Annotated in this window: 13 protein-coding genes; 8 read left to right on the top strand and 5 right to left on the bottom strand. The window is 57.1% G+C overall.

The features are described 5' to 3' along the window. Nucleotides 1–163 precede the first annotated feature (163 nt). From SFX18_01100 to tadA, 4 genes are all read left to right on the top strand, one after another. On the top strand, nucleotides 164–2,497 hold the full coding sequence (locus SFX18_01100; GenBank protein MDX1961716.1) for a polysaccharide biosynthesis tyrosine autokinase: 2,334 nt from the start codon (nucleotides 164–166) through the stop codon (nucleotides 2,495–2,497). A 167-nt stretch (nucleotides 2,498–2,664) separates the two neighbouring features. Then, a complete protein-coding gene (locus SFX18_01095; protein ID MDX1961715.1) occupies nucleotides 2,665–3,453 on the top strand; it encodes an exosortase-associated EpsI family protein in 789 nt (262 codons plus the stop codon). A gap of 287 nt (nucleotides 3,454–3,740) precedes the next feature. Next, nucleotides 3,741–5,498 carry a hypothetical protein gene (locus SFX18_01090; protein MDX1961714.1) on the top strand — a complete coding sequence of 586 codons (1,758 nt, stop codon included), beginning with the start codon at nucleotides 3,741–3,743 and terminating at the stop codon, nucleotides 5,496–5,498. 59 nt (nucleotides 5,499–5,557) lie between these two features. Next, a complete protein-coding gene (tadA, locus tag SFX18_01085) occupies nucleotides 5,558–6,025 on the top strand; it encodes a tRNA adenosine(34) deaminase TadA (protein ID MDX1961713.1) in 468 nt (155 codons plus the stop codon). 24 nt (nucleotides 6,026–6,049) lie between these two features. Here tadA and infC read toward each other — a convergent pair whose 3' ends face one another. The 5 genes from infC to pepF all read right to left on the bottom strand — a co-directional run bounded on the left by infC (nucleotide 6,050) and on the right by pepF (nucleotide 12,326). Continuing rightward, a complete protein-coding gene (gene infC, locus SFX18_01080; GenBank protein ID MDX1961712.1) occupies nucleotides 6,050–6,532 on the bottom strand; it encodes a translation initiation factor IF-3 in 483 nt (160 codons plus the stop codon). A 256-nt stretch (nucleotides 6,533–6,788) separates the two neighbouring features. Then, nucleotides 6,789–7,808, bottom strand: coding sequence for a DUF1559 domain-containing protein (locus tag SFX18_01075; protein ID MDX1961711.1), 1,020 nt, complete (start codon nucleotides 7,806–7,808; stop codon nucleotides 6,789–6,791). A 39-nt stretch (nucleotides 7,809–7,847) separates the two neighbouring features. Then, on the bottom strand, nucleotides 7,848–8,786 hold the full coding sequence (locus SFX18_01070) for a DUF1559 domain-containing protein (GenBank protein ID MDX1961710.1): 939 nt from the start codon (nucleotides 8,784–8,786) through the stop codon (nucleotides 7,848–7,850). A 446-nt stretch (nucleotides 8,787–9,232) separates the two neighbouring features. After that, nucleotides 9,233–10,096, bottom strand: a complete 864-nt coding sequence (locus tag SFX18_01065; GenBank protein ID MDX1961709.1) for an MqnA/MqnD/SBP family protein — start codon at nucleotides 10,094–10,096, stop codon at nucleotides 9,233–9,235. Nucleotides 10,097–10,526: 430 nt separating this feature from the next. Continuing rightward, on the bottom strand, nucleotides 10,527–12,326 hold the full coding sequence (pepF, locus tag SFX18_01060) for an oligoendopeptidase F (protein MDX1961708.1): 1,800 nt from the start codon (nucleotides 12,324–12,326) through the stop codon (nucleotides 10,527–10,529). Nucleotides 12,327–12,774: 448 nt separating this feature from the next. On the opposite strand from pepF, the gene SFX18_01055 reads away from it, so the two are divergent. The 4 genes from SFX18_01055 to SFX18_01040 all read left to right on the top strand — a co-directional run bounded on the left by SFX18_01055 (nucleotide 12,775) and on the right by SFX18_01040 (nucleotide 17,933). After that, complete coding sequence (locus tag SFX18_01055; GenBank protein MDX1961707.1) at nucleotides 12,775–13,788, top strand: hypothetical protein; 1,014 nt, start codon at nucleotides 12,775–12,777, stop codon at nucleotides 13,786–13,788. A 23-nt stretch (nucleotides 13,789–13,811) separates the two neighbouring features. After that, the gene (locus SFX18_01050) at nucleotides 13,812–15,977 is read left to right on the top strand and encodes an alpha-amylase/4-alpha-glucanotransferase domain-containing protein (GenBank protein ID MDX1961706.1); all 2,166 of its coding nucleotides are present in this window, start codon (nucleotides 13,812–13,814) and stop codon (nucleotides 15,975–15,977) included. A 30-nt stretch (nucleotides 15,978–16,007) separates the two neighbouring features. Then, a complete protein-coding gene (gene trpD, locus SFX18_01045; protein MDX1961705.1) occupies nucleotides 16,008–17,033 on the top strand; it encodes an anthranilate phosphoribosyltransferase in 1,026 nt (341 codons plus the stop codon). A 156-nt stretch (nucleotides 17,034–17,189) separates the two neighbouring features. Further along, on the top strand, nucleotides 17,190–17,933 hold the full coding sequence (locus SFX18_01040; GenBank protein MDX1961704.1) for a glucosamine-6-phosphate deaminase: 744 nt from the start codon (nucleotides 17,190–17,192) through the stop codon (nucleotides 17,931–17,933). Nucleotides 17,934–17,941: the final 8 nt, after the last annotated feature.

The raw sequence follows: 17,941 nt of genomic DNA, 5'->3' as shown, positions 1-17,941 counted from the left end.
TAAAGCCTTAGATCATAAGAGCTTGCAAACAACCGCCAGTTATTGGTCACGGATCGGCCTCAGACTTGCAATAGAACCGATCACGTCCCGGCTCTCCGCACCCGACGCGGAGAGTCCGATTTGCCAACGAATCGCCAGGTTTTCGTAAAAAGGATGGTACCGCGTGGCTAGCTCAACCCTCGACAATCCCGAATTGCACAACGATGGTGCTGGCAAGCATTCCGGCTTGTACTCGGCAAATAGCCCTAACGGCTCCACCTATGGTGGTAATGGGCACGGCAACGGCAACGGTATTTATGGGGGGACCGCCCTCATCCCCCGCCCGGAACCGACCGATCTGGCTCCCTACAACCCTTATGGGTTTCCCGGCTTGGCGGCCGACGCGCAGGACGCCTCTCCCACGGCCATGTCCTTTGCCAAGCTCTATCACGCCTTTCGGCGACAGTGGCTCTTGGCGAGTTTTGTGGGCTTGCTCTTGGCCATACCCACCGCGTTGGGTGTCTGGTTTATGCTACCCGACAGCTACGAGGTAAGCGCCCTCCTCAAGTGTAATTACGACGTGAATGACTTCATCGGCAAGCGCCAAGGGGTGATCGACCACGGTCAGCGGCAAACATTTCGCGAGACCCAAATCGCGATGCTCAAACACGAAAAAGTGTTTAACCTGGCAAAGGTATACACCCATCCCAAACACGTCCCGACCCCGATTACCTCGCTGCCATTATTGGCCCAACAGTCAAATATCAATGGCTATTTGGCCAAGATGCTAACCGTGGTCAATCTCAAGGGGTCCGATTTTATCGAGATTCGCATGACCGGATCCGATCCCGCGCAAGTGGTTCAAATCGTGCGGGCCTTGGCCGAATCTTATTTGAAGTATCACACTGATGAGGAACAGCAAGCGGCCAATCTGAGCATTTCCAACCTCGACGCGCAGATCAAGGCCGAGCAGGCGCAGATCGGCACGGTGATCGACGCCATTCGCAGCATGGAGGAAGTCTCCGGGGCCTTGACCAATGAGGGCCGGATGCGGGAAATCGAATTACTCCGCAGCGAAATCGCCCGCGACGAGGCGATGCTAATGGATTTCAATCGCAAGCGAAACGACATCCTGGAACGGATTGACTTGTACGAATACATGGAGAACGAAAAAAACACCAACGAAATTCCCAGAAGCATTTACGAGGCAAAATTACGTGAAATCGTCCCGGAATATAAGGAACTTTCCGACGCCCTGGGTATCATGCAGCGGCAACTCAACGACGCCGTCAGTACCTCCCGCAATAAAAACACCCCCACCATTCGCAGCTTGGACAACCAAATTGTCAATACCAAAGCCCGCATGGATCAGCTTTGGGAAGAAAACAAAGAGAACGTGATTAGACACACAATCCAAAATAACAACCGTTTAGAGGAATACCTGCCCGTTCTCAAAAAGAATCAACAGCGGATCGAAGGCGAAATGGCCCGCTTGACCGAGGCCCTGAAAACCAAGCAAGCGGAATTCACCAAGAAAAGCTATATTTCCGCCGACCTGGAAAACAAACGGATCCAGCGTCACGACCTAGAGACCAAACTGCGGAACCTCAATAACGACCGACACGAAGCGGAGCGCAAACTGGAAGGGCTAAAAATCAGCCCCACCGTGGTACTGTACAGCGAACCGGAAGTCCCCCCCCGTGGCAACCTGACCTACCAGATCATGCTGACCTCTTTTGCCGGTGTGGTTTCACTCTTGGCGGGGGTGGCCTCGGTGGTGCTGTGGGAAAATAGCAAACACCGCGTGAACACCGTCCAAGAAATTGGCAGCCCCGCCTGCGGCCTGCGCGTCCTGGGGACCGTGCCCAATTTGGCTCGCCTGGGTTCCGACACCGCCTCTAGTGTGTTGGCCGAGTCGATCGATGGCGTGCGGACCATGCTTCTGCAAAATCGCAACCGCGAGGCCCTGCGAATCGTCCTGGTCAGCAGCCCCAGCGAGGGAGAGGGCAAAACCACCGTCGCCACCCACCTGGCCGCCAGTCTCGCGCGGGCCGGACGCCGCACACTGCTGGTCGACGGTGACCTGCGCAAGCCCACCATTCACCACCTATTTGGCCTGCCCCAGTCCGCCGGTCTAAGCGAGGTCCTGCGAAGCGAAGCCGAACTGGAAGCCGTGATCCATCCCGCCCATGTCGAGGGTCTGTATCTCATGCAAGCGGGGGTGTGCGACCATAACAGCCTGGCGGCCCTGGCCAAGGAACACGCCGAGGCGATTTTCCGCACGCTGCGGGCTGATTTTGACTATATCATTATCGACAGCGGACCGGTCCTGGGCTTTGCCGACGCCCTGCTGCTGGGTGGTTACGCCGACACGGCGGTGCTGTCCGTATTGCGGGATGTCAGCCAAATCACCAAGGTTAACGAAGCCCGCGGACGGTTGGATTCCGTTGGCATCCCCATTCTGGGAACCGTCGTGGGCCGGGCTCCCGAGAAAGTCCATCGGGCGCTGGCCGGTTAGTCCGTCCCCAGGTTTTATTGTTCCATCCACATCAGCTAGATTTACCCCACGCGCCAGCGTCGGCCACATGGTGACTGACGCTGGCTATTTTCCCATCGTTGGACTGATTTTCACTGGTCGGATTGGGCATTTTGATCGCCCGCCACCGCATTTCCAGCAGGCAACTTATGAAACCCCACTTGCTCACGCAAATTACTTTTTCCGCCTTTATCGCGCTGGCTTTGGCCGGTTTTACATTCTTGCAATGGCGGGAATTGCAATTTTGGGGATTTCTGGATGAAGTCAGCATCAAGCAGCAAGCGGAATTTGCCAAACGGTTGACAAAAGACGCCATACCAAAAAGTTTTGGCAATTGGGAATTTGTGCAATTTGATCCCGTCAATGAAAAAGAGATTCGCTTGGCGGGGATCACCAGCGTGGTGCAAGCCGTCTACAAAAACCTGAACACCAACGAACATTTATCGATCTTTGTGGCCACCGGTCCCACCAACGAAATCTGCATCCACACTCCAGAGCAATGTTATCCCGGACATGGGGCGGACACCAGCCACCAGCCGACTGCCATGAAAGTCTATAATGATGATAATAAGCTGGTGGCCGAATTTCTCAACCAGACCTACCACCAAGATGTAAATGGGGTGAAGGTCTCGCGCGAGGTGTGGTGGGGCTTTTCGGCCGATGGCACCTGGGAAGGTCCCCGCAACCCCCGCAGCCATTACTTCTCGAGCCGGGCCATGTACAAAATTTACCTGACCCGCGCTTTTGACGAAACGACCGTCCCAACCGCCCAAGAAAAGCTCCCCCAGCAGGATTTTTTAGCGGCCTTTATTCCCGAGCTGAATAAAGTGTTATTTGTGCAATCTCCGACGGCAACTAGCGGCGAAGACGGTAATCAACCCTCGGACAAGGATAAAACCAATCCTGAAAAGGGGGCTAGTTCAGATAAGGTTGGCTAAACCTACTACCCACGGGCCGCTAAACCAGGTTTCGCCGGCGCCCTCTATCGTGCATCCGGCCCCTGGTTTCCTTTGCAAAAAAGGTTCGGGGTTCCCGGATCGACGGTAGCTTGATCCCGCCTGGGCCATCCGACCAGTTTGCCGCCACGCCCCCCACGTGCTATGATTTTGCCCGGTGCCTGGTTGACGAACAATTCACCAGGGCGTTCTTTCCGGGCAAGTTTTGGCTTTAATCGCCGGGATATTTTTTGCCTAGCGACGATCTGAAAAAACAAAAGGAATACCCCATGCGCGCAATTTTCCTGGGCTGCCTGATGGCTGGATTACTAGCGCTGGGTTGGCCGGGCGCGCTTTTTGCCGGCGGCGGCCCGGAAAATGTCTTTGTAGTCGTCAATAATCGCAGCGCCGATTCCATTTCGCTGGCTAACCATTATATCGCCCTGCGGCAAATTCCCCCCGGCAACGTGCTGTATCTGGATATCGACCAGACCGAAGGGACCATCGACATCCTCGATTTTCGCAAGAAAATCCTCCTCCCCACGCTGCAGATGATGCAAACCCGCGGGCTGACCGCGCAGATCGACATCATCGCTTATTCCAGCGGATTCCCCTGGGTGGTGGATTTCAGGGCCGATGTCCCCGGCGGAGCCTCGGCCAAGGGACGCTTTAGCGCGTCGCTGACCGCCCTGACTTTTTTACGCAACGATGTCCTGGCCCGCCGCATGGAACTATTTCAAGACCTCAACAGCAATCTTTATTTTCGCAAGCAACTCACGGGAGGCAACCTGCAACCATCGCTGGGCTTTCGATCCTGGTACGGCTGGGGAAACAAAGGCGAACTGCTGGAAAACGGCGGCGAACACTACGTCCTGTGCGTGGCCCTGGGCGTGACGGCGACCAGGGACGCCCCCGGCAACACCCTGGCCGAGGCGGTCAATGTGCTAACCCGGTCCGCCGCCGCGGATGGCACCCGGCCCGGCGGGACGCACTATTTTTCGGACCATGCCGATGTCCGGGCCAGAACGCGGGCTCCCTACTTTGGCGTGGTGGCCAAAGAACTCCAAGCCATGAACCAAAAAGTGGAAATCATCAAGGACCTGTTCCCGCGCGAAAAACCCGATATCGCCGGCGGGGTGTTGGGGTTTCCCACGTTCAACGTGGCGGCGTCGGGATCGACGATATTGCCCGGGGCGGTTGTCGAAAACCTGACCAGCTTTGGCGGCCGCTTTGACAAGGGACACGGCCAGACACTACTTACCGAGTTTCTCCGCGCGGGGGCGTCCGGTTCCAGCGGCACCGTGGACGAACCCAACGCCATAGCGCAAAAGTTTCCCCATCCGCAACTGCACGTGCATTACGCCCGGGGATGCAACCTGGCGGAATCGTTTTATCAATCGGTTCAGGGGCCCTACCAGCTACTGATTGTGGGGGACCCCCTGTGCGCCCCCTGGGGAGTAGTCCCTCAGGTGGATGTAACCCTGGCCGGCGCGGAGGGGGAGGCCGGAGCAGCGCTCACCGGTCAGCCGTTGCAGGGGACCATAGAATTAATTCCCACCGCCGTGGCGGGGGCCGGGGGGGCCGCTGTGGATCGCTTTGAATTGTTTGTCGATGGAGCGCGCGTCGGCCGCTGTGGCGCGGGAGAAAAGTTAACACTCAACACCGCGCAATATCCCGACGGTTACCATGAACTGCGGGTCGTCGGGCTGACGGCCACGCTGATCGAAACCCAGGGACGCAAAGTCATCAATGCCCCGTTTGTCAATTCCAACCGCAAATTGACCGCCAAACTGGCCGCCACCACCGTCGCCGCGGGCAAGCCGATTAGCATCCAAGTCACCGCTCCCGGCGCCCGTAACCTGCTGGCCTATTCCAATGGCCGCATTCTGGCCCAGGCGGTCGGCGGCCAGACCACTTTTAATATTCCCACCACGGCCAAGACCATTTTAGGCACGGGACCGGTAACCCTGCGGGTGATGGCGATGGGAGATTCCGGCACCACCAGCAACGTGATCAGCCCGCCATTGACCGTCACAATCGGGGAGTGAGTCAGTAGGTCCCGTCCGCCGGACGGGATAGTTGCGCCGAACGGGACAGGTGCTGGGTCATGCATAACACCGACGAAGACTACATCCGGATGGCACTCGCAGAAGCTTCCCTAGCCGCACAAGCGGGGGAAGTCCCGGTGGGGGCGGTACTAGTCCACGAGGGGCGAATCTTGGCGACGGCCCATAACCTGCGCGAGCAATTGCATGACCCCACGGCCCATGCCGAGATGCTGGCGATCACACGGGGAGCGCGGGAGCTGGGGGATTGGCGGTTAGAGGGGTGCGCGCTGTATGTCACGCTGGAGCCTTGCCCGATGTGCGCGGGAGCGATCTTGCAGGCGCGGATTCCGCGGGTGGTGTATGGCGCGGCCGATCCCAAGGCGGGGGCCGCGGCGTCGCTATTTCAGCTTCTCACGGACCCGCGGCTCAATCACAGGTGCGCCGTCGCGGGGGGAGTCCTGGCGGCGGAATGCGGAGAAATCCTCTCGCGGTTCTTTCAGGCGCAGCGCAAACTAGGCAAGAAGTAACACGGGGCGGGTAAAGTGCCTGCGTTACTTCGGCACCAGCACGCACACAATCCGCTTACCCTGTTGCTGCGGGGGGGACTCCACCTTGCAGACGTCTTCCAGTGTGTGAATGATCTGGTTGACCACGCGATGCCCCTCGTCGATGTGGGCGTTCTCGCGACCGCGAAAGATCACCGAAAAGACGACCTTATCCTTATGCTGCAAAAAGCCGCGGGCCTGGTTGACCTTGAATTCCAGGTCATGCTCGCCGGTGCTGGGGCGGACGCGTAGCTCTTTTAGCTTGCTTTGATGGCCGTGCGTTTTATTGTGCTTCTTTTTTTGCTGGTATTTGAATTTACCAAAGTCCATGATCCGGCAGACCGGCGGGCGCTCGTTCCCCGCGACCTCCACCAGGTCCAGATCGGCATCGCGGGCCATGGCCATGGCCTGATCCGTGGGCATGACGCCTAATTGCTGTCCGTCTGCTCCAATGACACGAATTGGCGAGATGCGAATTTGTTCATTGATCCGTTGCGGCTTGTCGATGGCTAAGTTCTCCTGAAGTAGGACGCGGGTCTAAAGACGAAGTCCCCCGCCCGCGCCAGCGTCCGGTCGCGGGGAGAAAGAAATGCTCCGAACCAGTAAGTATGGAATAAAAAAACCCCGCGCGTCAACAGGCGTGCGGGGAAAAATGGAAAAATCGGAAATGGCGGCAAAATCGGCGGGAATCTGCCAGCGAATGCTAGCTTGAATATTGCCAAATACATGAATCCTAAACTTTTTCCTACCTAAATTCCCCGTCGCTGATCACCCGATTGAGCACGTTATTGGCATTGGTATCGCCAAACAGATCCGCGCTCATGTCTTGGTTGGACACGGTCAACAGATGCCGGTAAACCTCGTAATCGACATCTTCACGCAAAAATTGGGTGGAACCATCCAGCGTCGCGATGTTCACTCCTCCCGCGTGGTAACCGCTGGGGCGGGCCTCGTCGTCATTTATAGCCAAATCCGGCGGATAAGGCGTGTAACGGGCCGGGTCGCGGCCGTTGACCTTGCGCAGGGCCTCTTGCTGGGCGGTTCCCCCGCGGGGATGCCACATGATCGTGTGATACTTTTGATCGCGGTCGGTATAAAATTGCGCCTGGATATTTTCGGCCAGTAGAATCGTCTGCGATTTGCCGTCCGTGACCGTGTCGGGCGTGTTAAAGATCCGCTGCCCCTGACGGCTATTGCTGGCCCCGGGTTGCGGGCTGGCCGTGTCATGACACAGACCGTCCCCGCGCTTTTCAGGATTATTACCCGTCGGCGGCACCGGCATCGGCCGACCACTATTGATGCAATACGACGTCCAGGCATTATCCGGCCGGTTGGGTAAATTGTCCGGGCAGATAAAATCCGCCCGGTACAGTTCTTCGGTGTTCCCCCCCGGCCAGGCTAATTGCGAATTGGGACCCACATTCGCCGCGGGTTGATTGGTCAAATTTTGAAACCGCTCATAGATCCCCTGCCCTTCTTTATACGGCAGCACCATGACGGTCCAGGGGGCGTCAAAGACGTTCCTTTCCCGCAGTTGATTCCCCCGATAGCCGGGATACTTGGACTTGGCGCTGGCATAGCCGATTACCGCCAGGGCCAGATCGCGAATCTGGCTTTGACAAACCCGCTGCCGGGCGGTCGCCTGGGCGGCATTAATCGCCGGTAACAAAAGCGACATCAGCATGCCGATGATCGTGATCACCACCAGCAGTTCCACCAGCGTAAAACCACGCGCGGACGAACGCCGCTTTGTTGTGGGAGCCATGTTCCGGTTTCCAAAAAAGTTGGGGTGCAAAATAAAAATTTAGAAATCGCTATCAGAGACAGGCACGTTTTGCGCGGCATACAGGGTGTTATTGATTTGCCACAGCTTCTGCCCGTCCGGCGTCATCAGCCGTTCCCAAACGGTTGACTGAATATTTTCATCGATTGAACGGACGTTAGTCGAGACAAACCCCGTGAGGAAAACCCCGGGATGATTGCTGGAGGGCCGGGCAAACCGAATCGTCGCGGGATTGTTAAAATCGGTCCGTTTGCCCCGTTCCTTATTGATTCGCAGGAATAGCGAGGGGCCGTTTGGCTCCCACATCACGCCCATCAGGTCCTCGGTCGGGTTGGGCGTCCCCCATTCGTTGACATCCAGATTTTCGGTGACCATGACGGTGGTGGCGTCGCCGTCCCGCATGGTGCCAAATTGCAACCGTAGTTGCTTATTCGTGGCGGGATGGGAGAGAAAGTTAAAAATACCTTCGTACCGTTCCGTACCGGACACCGTCACCGTTCCCTGATTCGTGTTGGCTTGATCAACTCGATCCTGTCGACCGGAATTGACGGCATAGCTGGTGGTGCCCGTCAGACTGGCGGCGGCGTTGGCATCCGACGGGCAAACAAACATGTCCCTGCGGGGAACCGGCACGGGGCCGTTCTGGTTGTTGACCCAGTTGTCATAGAGAGCTTGTTCCGACAAGTACGGTAGCAGGGTCACCTGCCAAGAAACAGCCGGGCCTTGGGTGTTGTTATTGCTAAACACCGGCGGATTGCGATAGCCGGGAAAATACTGCTTGGCCGTGGCGTAGGCGATCGTCGCGGTGCAAATCTCGCGAATCCGATTATTGCACGTCGCCCGGCGGGCTGCTTCCTGGGCAGAATTGACCGCGGGAAGCAACAGCGACATGAGCATGCCGATGATCGTGATCACCACCAGCAATTCCACCAACGTAAAGCCGACGCTGCGCTTGCGCATGACAGAATCCTTATTCAAAAACGCTGTGCAAAAAGTGCGGTGCAAAATTGCCAAATTTGCAATGCTATCGCGAAAAAAGCCGAGCCAGAAAAGAAAAACTTCCGCCAACTTCCAGTATAGGCGTGCGCAATCCCAAAATCGAGTTTGATTTCCGCCTGCCACAAAAGTCGAGCGACGGTCTAGCTTGCCACGGCTCCGATCGCTCTCTGGCCCAAATCAGATGAGATTCTCTGTTCCAAATTTTATTATTTCGGAATATTGCGGGGAATGCCAGTGTTTAGAATTAATAATTAAAAATTAAGAATTAATAATTGACAGTTCGGGTGGACGGCTTACGCCAGCCTGGGCTTTAAGCTGAGAGAAAATAAGGCTTCAGAGGGATTTAAAGTCTTGCGAACAAGTTTGGCGACTAAACAGTTTCGGCGACTAAAAGTCGCCGCTACAGCCTAATAATCTACAAATTCCGGCGTAACCCGTTGGGGGATCACACCTTCGGTAAATCCCCTATCTAGCAACACCCGGATCGCCTCCCTCCCCCGCGTTCCAAAATCCAGCGTCCAGTCATTCACATACATCCCCACAAACTTGTCGGCACGGGGCCGATCCAGGTCACGCCCCCACTGAATGGCATAATCCAGGGCCTCGGCCCGGTTTTTCAGTCCATATTCGATACTTTGCTTGAGGAGCTTGGTCACGGCGATCATCGTGGGGAGGCCCAGGTCGCGGCGGATGCCGTTGGCCCCTAGCGGCAGGGGGAGGCCGGTTTCGGCTTGCCACCACACACCCAGGTCCACGGCTAGTTGCAGGCCGTCATCAGCGTAAGTCAGTTGTCCCTCATGAATAATCAGCCCGGCGTCCAGGGGCGTTCCCTGGTATTCGCCCGCCAAGAGTGCGGGGATAATCTGGTCAAAGGGGACGACCACCTCCTGAAAATCCCGCCCCAGCCACAAGCGCAGGGCCAGATACGCGGTCGTTAGCGTCCCGGGGACAGCGATGGTCTTGCCGCGCAGGGAATCCCGGTCAAATTTTTGGCGGGCGACCACCATCGGGCCGTAATTGTCACCCATGCTGGCGCCGCAGGGGCAGAGGACATAAATCTGGTGTAAATGGGCGTAGGCATGCAGGCTAAGGGCGGTAAGTTCCAGTTCGCCCGCAAACGCGCGGCGGTTGAGCGTTTCGATATCGACCAATTCATGGCGAAATTCATACGGGCCGGTATCGACCTTGCCATTGGTCAGGGCATGAAACATGAATGCGTCGTCGGGATCGGGGCTATGACCGACACGGATAAGTTGACGGGTGGTGGACATGGTGGGGGGGCTGGGTGTTTGATTTATGGAGTTTGGAATTTGGTTTTATTCAATACGAGGCATACCTGACAAGCAAAGTACCGTAAGAAATGGCAATATTTAACTAGATTCGCAAAATCGCCTCCCGTGCCCCGCGGAATCGCAGAATACCGTACTACTAACCTTTCAAAATCTTCGCAAGGTGCAAAGATAATTGGTTGACTAAATATTTGCGGGCCAAAGGCGTTTGTTTCTCTGCGGGCCAAAGGCCCGACCTATCCCAGCCTAGGGCCAGCGCAGCGTCGCCCTAGGTTAACAGCGCATTTCAAAAGGAAGGGCCAACGGTCCGATTCATCCGCTTCGACCAACGATTCAACACTCCTCTGGGTGTCGGGCTAAAGCCCGAACTACGAAAATCCGGGTACTTCTACTCACACAAAATTTCGCAAACTTATAACAATTCATCCAGCTCGTCGACCAATTTTTCAAACCGGGCCAAGGCGGTATCGACGGGGCCTGCCTGTTCCATATCAACCCCTGCTCCGCGGAGTAGCTCCAGCGGGTCCCGCGAGCACCCTCCCTTGAGAAAGCCCAAATACGCGTCCAACTCCGCTTTGCCTCCAGCCAAGACTTTTTCCGAGAGCGCAATCGAGGCCGCCAAGCCGGTGGCGTACTTGTAGACATAAAATGCTCGATAAAAGTGGGGAATCCGCAGGCATTCCAGCGATAAGCAATCATCAATGGCAAACTTTGGCCCAAAGTACGCGTCCAGCAATTCGCGATAGGTCCCCCGCAGCCGGTCCAGCGTGAGCGTTTCGCCCGCCTCCGCCAGGGCATGGGTGGACTTTTCAAATTCGGCAAACATCGTTTGGCGAAAGATGGTGCCGCGTATGGCGTCAATTTCGCGATTGAGCAAATAAGCCCGCTGCGCGTCATCGGTGGCCTGATCCAACATCATTCGTCCCAGCAATTGCTCATTAAACGTGCTGGCGACCTCCGCCACAAAGATCGTGTAGTTGTAATACTGAAACGGCTGATGCTTAGCGGAGTAGAACGAGTGCATCGAGTGCCCCGCCTCATGCGCCAGGGTAAAGACCTGATCCAGCACCTCGGGCTGATAATTCATCAGAATGTACGGTGGACCATCGAACGAGCCGCAGCTAAACGCGCCGCTTTGCTTGCCCCGATTGGGATAGCGGTCGCACCAACCGTTATTCAGGCCTTTTTCCAGGACACCGCAATATTCGCTCCCCAGGGGCTTGAGCGAGCTTAAAATCACTTGCACCGCCTGCTGCCAGGTGTGCTTGGTTTGGCGTTCGGCCAGGATGGGGACATACGTGTCGTAGTGATGGATGGCCTTGAGCTTCATCCGCCGCCGCCGCACCTCGTAATAATGATGCAGCGCGGGGAGATGCCGTCGGACGGCCGCGATCAGGTTGTCATACACGGCCAGCGGCACTTTGTCCGGAAATAAGGCATTCTCCAGCGCGGAAGGAAAATTCCGGGCCTTGGCATAATAGACATCCCGCTGGATCGATCCGGATAACGTGGCGGCCAGCGTGTTGGCATGCGCGGCGTATTCCTCGTAAAACTGGTGAAACGCCGTCTCCCGCACCTTCCGCGCTGGCGAGTACAAAAAATTCATAAACGTCGCGCTGCTGAGCTCTATCTTTTGTCCGCGCTCGTTTTCCACCACGCCAAATTTGAGATCCGTGTCATTTAATTGGCGAAAGACCAAGTTCGGCGTTTCCGACATTTCCGCCTGCATCGCCAATAACTTTTCCTCCCCCGGCGTCAGCGTATGGGCCTTGTACCGCAGGATACGATTGAGGCTGATCAAGTGCGGGGCCAACTCCGCGGACTTAAGGAATTTTTGCATCTTTGCCGCGGGTATGGCCATCAATTCTGGCCGAAAAAAGCTTCCCGCCTGGCCCGCCTGGCTGGCGGCATGGCGATACCGTCCCAGTAGCTCCTGATACTTACTATTGGCCTGGTCTTCGGTTGTTTTCAGAAACGCATAAGTCGATAGCCGCTCACCCAGACGTTCAAATTCGTTATCAAAGTCCAAAAAGCTGGCCAGTTGTTGGGCGCTATCGCCGAGCTTGCCGGCAAATTCCTGGTACTTGGGAATGAGCGCCACCCATTTGCGAAAGGCTTTTTCCCAAGCGGCATCGCTGGCAAACAGGGGTGTCAAATCCCAGGCATCGGCGGGTTTGACTTTATCGCGGGGAGGAAGCGATTTGACAGGCATGGAAGAATCTCTAGTGGGGGGCTGTCTGGTAAGCTACGGCAGCAGGGAATTTTAGCACGCTGACGGCGATTGGGGCAGACAGGAAAGCGGGAGGAGTTAATAATTTCGCAGGATAAGGCGCGACATGCCATTTCATCAACTTCGTCCACACCAGGAAATCATATTGGGCCACGATTAAGCACTGATGAAACGTGGTGTGGCAATTCAATCCGCAACCCAAGAGAGAGGCGGATAAACTGCTGTCAGCCAAATTTGATGAATCGGGCCGTTGGCCCTTCCACTTTTTTCTTGCCATAAACCTAGGGCGACGCTGCGCTTGCCCTAGGCTGAGACAGGTTGGGCCTTTGGCCCACTAAGATGTCTTACTCGCAACTTTGCGTAGATTTAATTACATCGCGATTCGGTTATTCTAGATAAAGCCCGCGATAAAGATTTTTTGGTAAAACCTATGCCACCCGAACCATTCACCCAGCCTGGTTGGCTCTTGCCCCATACGGTGCTGGTGGCGGAAGAGCGCGCGGCGCGGCCGCAAGCACTGTTGAGCGGAATCCCCGGCAATGCATTTGAAAATCCAATAGAACCCCCCTGCCCTTTTTGTCCGGGAAACGAATCCGCGACACCGCCCGAAGTCTGGGCCGACCGACCCGCGGGCTCCGCCGTCGACATGCCAGGTTGGCTGACGCGGCTAATCCCCAATCGTTACCCCGCCGCGCGCGGAGATACGGGCCAACACGAGGTCCTTGTCTGTTGTCCCGAACATGTGACCACGGCCACGGGCCTCAGCTTATTGCAATGGGAATTGACATTAACCGCGCTCTGGCGGCGGTATGGCGAATTGCGGAAGGGAGCGGCTAACGGCACTGCCCCGTGGAAGTGGTTGGCCGCTTTTCAAAATTGCGGCGCGGCGGCGGGAGCGTCAATCGCGCATCTGCATTGCCAGTTATTGGCACTCCCCGCCGTTCCACTCATACCCCGCCAAGAGCTGTTCGCCGCCGCCGAGCGTCACGCCTTAACAGGTCAATGTCCCTTCTGCGAATTGCTGGCGTCCGGTGAAGCGGCAGGTGATCGCTGGGTGTCGGAGAGCGCGAATTTTGTCGCGCTTTGTCCCGCGGCGGGACGTGTCCCGTATGAAATTTGGATTTTACCCAAACGGCATAACAGTCATTTTGAGTTTGCGGCTCACGGCGACCTTGCCGATTTGGCGAATTTGATTGGACAAATTTTAGTCGCATATGAGCGGATTTTTGGCCAAGCGGCGTGGAATTGGTGGATTCACAGCGGGCCGTTTGACAGTTTGCCGTTGGCACACTATCACTGGCATATAGAGGTTATTCCGCGCACAACTATCCAGGCCGGTTTTGAGTGGTCCAGCGGTTATTATATTAATACCGTCGGCGCCGAATCCGCGGCCGCTGAATTGCGACGAATGTTCACAGCTTTCCCAGTCCATTTTAATTCGTAATTTTTAATTCTTAATTGCATCAAATGAACTCCCTGCGCCTGCTCTTTGTCTTGCACGACCATCAACCGATTGGCAACTTTGACCATGTCTTTGAACAGGCATATCAGGACAGCTACCGGCCGTTTTTGGATCTATTGGATCAGTATCCCCAGTTGCGGGTCGGCTTGCACACCAGCGGACCGCTGATGGAGTGGCTGGACGCGCATCATCCCGAATACCTGGATCGGCTGGCCCGCTATGTGGCGGCCAACCGGATCGAAATTATCGGCGGCGCGTTTTATGAGCCGATCCTGTCGATGATTTCCCCCCGCGACCGCGTGGGGCAGATCCGCACATTTCGCGAATGGCTGGAAACCCGCTTGGGAGCCACCGTCCGCGGCATGTGGATTCCCGAGCGGGTCTGGGAACAGTCGATGACCGGCGACCTGATCGAGGCGGGGGTCGATTACATTATTCTGGATGATTCACACTTTAAAAACGCCGGGTTACGACCCGATCAATTGCATGGATATTATCTGACCGAGGATGACGGCCGCACTTTGCGCGTCCTGCCGGGGAGCGAGCCTTTGCGTTATATCATCCCGTTTGGCGCGGTTTACCAGGCGATCGACTATCTGCGCGATTTATCGCACCGCGCGCCGGGCTGCGCGGCGCTGTTTGCCGATGATGGCGAGAAATTTGGCGTATGGCCCGATACCGGCCACACCGTGCAACCCGGCGGCTGGCTGGCGCAATTATTTGAGCAATTCGCCCAAAATCCCTGGATCCAACTGACACTCCCCAGCGAACTGATCGACAGCGTCCCACCCCAGGGGACTGTCTATCTACCCGAGGGAAGCTACCGCGAAATGACAGAATGGGTGTTGCCCCCCGAACAACTGATCCAATACGAAGGAGCGCGGGCGTCGCTGCGCGATGATCCCCGTTGGCCCACGCTGTCGCATTTTATGCGCGGGGGTTTTTGGCGCAACTTTAAGGTCCGATACCCCGAAGCGAACGAAATGTATGCCCGCATGATGCTGATTAGCAAACGCCTGCAAGAAGCGGTTGCCAATGGCGCTGACCAGGGCCTGATTCGCCAGGCGCGAACCGAACTGTATCGCGGCCAGTGCAATTGCCCCTACTGGCATGGCGCGTTTGGCGGAATTTATCTGCCCCATCTGCGCAATGCCATTTACGAACATCTGATCCAGGCCGAAAACCTGCTCGATCAGGCGGAAAACCGCCGCCATCCCTGGGTGGAAGCGACGAGCGACGATTACAACTTTGACGGTCGGCCCGAAGTCCGGCTGGCAAATGATAAATTGCTGGCGCTCATTGCCCCGGCCCGCGGCGGCCAAATCTACGAACTGGATGTCCGCGCGATCCGACATAATCTATTGGCCACGCTGACCCGTCGGCCCGAGGCCTACCACCAACGCGTGCTAGCCGGTCCCAACGCCGCCGGCGGAAGCGTCATTGACGCCAACGCGCCGGTCAAATTCAAGCAAGCCGGGTTGGAACATCGCGTCACCCAGTATGACGCCTATGAGCGCAAAAGCCTGCTGGACCACTTTTATGATGACGATGTGTCGTTGACTACAATTGCCGCCAGCCAAGCGATGGAGCGGGGGGACTTTTTGCATGGTGGCTACGAGGCCAAAATTCGCCGCAATCCGGGACGCATTCAGGTGCAGATGACCCGCGCGGGGAACGCCTGGGGTGTGCCGCTACGGATTACCAAGGGGATCACCCTGGAGGCGGGTCATTCCGCATTCGAGATTGGCTACTTGATCGAAGGTCTTCCCCCCGGCCGCACGTTTCACTTTGCCGTGGAATTTAATTTTGCCGGACTACCCGGCGGCGCCAGCGACCGTTACTTTTTAGACGCCAGCCGCCAACGACTAGGAGACCTGGGGACCAGCCTGGACCTACGCCAACAAACGGAGCTGAGCCTGGTCGATGAGTGGCTGGGAATCGACGTCGGCTTGGCTTTTTCGCAACCCACGCATCTTTGGACGTACCCGGTGCAAACGGTCAGTCAAAGCGAGGGGGGCTTTGAACTGGTGCATCAATCGGTGGCGGTGGTCCCGCACTGGCATGTGACCGGGGACGCCCAAGGCAAATGGAGCATCACCCTGCGGCTGACGGCGGACACGGCGCTGGCCGAAGCCCACCAACCGGCGGCCAGCATGGTAGGCGTGGGGTAAGGGGGATTTTTCAATTGAAATTCCGCGCCGATGAATAACATCCAGCATTGGACCGAGTTGTGTCAGAATCTCATCGCGGGGCAGGCGCTGTCTATTGAAACAGCGGATCAGGCCCTGGACGCCATCATGCGCGGCGACATTCCCGACGAACAGATCGGAGAATTTCTACTAGCCCTCCGGAACAAAGGGGAAACCGCCGATGAAATCGCCGGCGCCGCCATGGCCCTGCGGCGGCACATGCGGGCGATCCGCTCCCCCCACGCGACATTCCTGGACACGTGCGGCACCGGCGGAGATGGCGCGCGGACTTTTAACATTAGCACCGCCGCCGCGCTCGTTGCCGCCGCTGCCGGCGTCCCCGTGGCCAAACATGGCAACCGCGGCATCAGCAGCAAAAGCGGTTCCGCCGACGTCCTTACCGCGCTGGGCGTCAATATCTCGGCCGACCTCCCTGTTATCGAACGCTGCCTGGCCGAACTGGGAATCGGCTTTTGTTTTGCCCCGCTCTACCACCCCGCGATGAAACGCGTCGCCGACGTCCGCCGCGCCCTGGGCGTGCCGACCATCTTTAATCTGCTGGGGCCATTGGCCAATCCCGCCAGCGCTCCTTGCCAACTGCTAGGCGTGGGAAAGCCGGCGTACAGACCGCTTTTGGCCGGCGCGCTGGCCCAACTGGGAACGCGGCGGTCAGTGGTGGTCAGTGGGCGGGACGGACTGGACGAAGTGACCCTGGCCGGCGCGACAGATGTCTCGCTCGTGCAAGATGGCCAGATAACCGAATTCACCTGGTCGCCCGCCGATTTTGGCTTGCAAGAAAGTCCGCTTGACAGCCTGTTAATCAACGATCCCGCTGACAGCGCGGCGCTCATCCACCGCGTGCTGGACAACGAACCCGGCCCGCCACGCGAGATTGTGATTCTCAACGCCGCCGCGGGACTATGGACGGCGGGCGCGGCGACGGACCCGCGCGTATGCGCAGCGCGGGCAGAGCGGGCAATAGCCAGCGGCGCGGCAAAGACGCTCTTGGCAAAGTTGGCGGAGCAGAGCCAGACCTGAAAAATCAAATTTGAAATGCAAGATTTGTAATGTCAAATTTGAAATTTAAAATTATGGACTGGTAATTCCTTTACTGAATTTTTATTAAATGCTTCTCCGTGACTCCTCCAATTCTCCGTGATTAAATTTGTATTTTAAAACTCTCTTTTTTGCGCCATGCAAATCCACATCCATCCCGACAAACCGACCCTGGGGCGGGCGGCCGCCGCGGCCGGAGCCAGCCTGATCCGCACGGCAATCGCCGAGCGCGGCGCGGCGGCGATTATTGTCGCCACCGGCGCGTCGCAATTTGAAATGCTGGAAAACCTGGTCGCGCAGCCAGACCTGGACTGGTCGCGCGTCACGGCTTTTCATCTGGACGAGTATATCGGCCTGCCGATCACGCATCCGGCCTCGTTTCGGCTGTATCTGTGGCGGAGGTTTGTTAGTAAACTTCCCTTGCCGCTGGCGGACTTTCATTATCTGCACGGTGACCGCGACCCCCAGACCGAGTGCCAGCGTGTCGGCGCGATCCTGCGCGACACGCCCATTGATGTGGCGTTTGTGGGCATCGGCGAGAATGGGCATCTGGCGTTTAATGATCCGCCGGCGGACTTTGACGCGACGGACCCTTATTTGGTGGTAAATCTGGACGAGGCCTGCCGTCGCCAGCAGTTGGGAGAAGGCTGGTTTGCCACGCTGGACGATGTTCCCCGCCGTGCCATCAGCATGTCCGTGCGGCAAATTCTGTCCAGCCGGGAGATCATTTGCACCGTTCCCGACCAACGCAAAGCCGTCGCGGTCGCGCGGGCGGTCGAGGGGCCAATCACCCCGGATGTCCCGGCCAGTATTTTGCAAAGGCACGCTAGGTGTGAACTATTTTTGGATAAGTCAGCGGCGGAAATGCTTATTCATTTTTAATTCTTCAT

The organism is Pirellulales bacterium (assembly GCA_033762255.1).
GTDB lineage: Bacteria > Planctomycetota > Planctomycetia > Pirellulales > JALHPA01 > JANRLT01.
The sequence above is the reverse complement of the archived record's forward strand: the minus strand, read 5'-3'. Positions and strand labels throughout refer to the sequence as shown.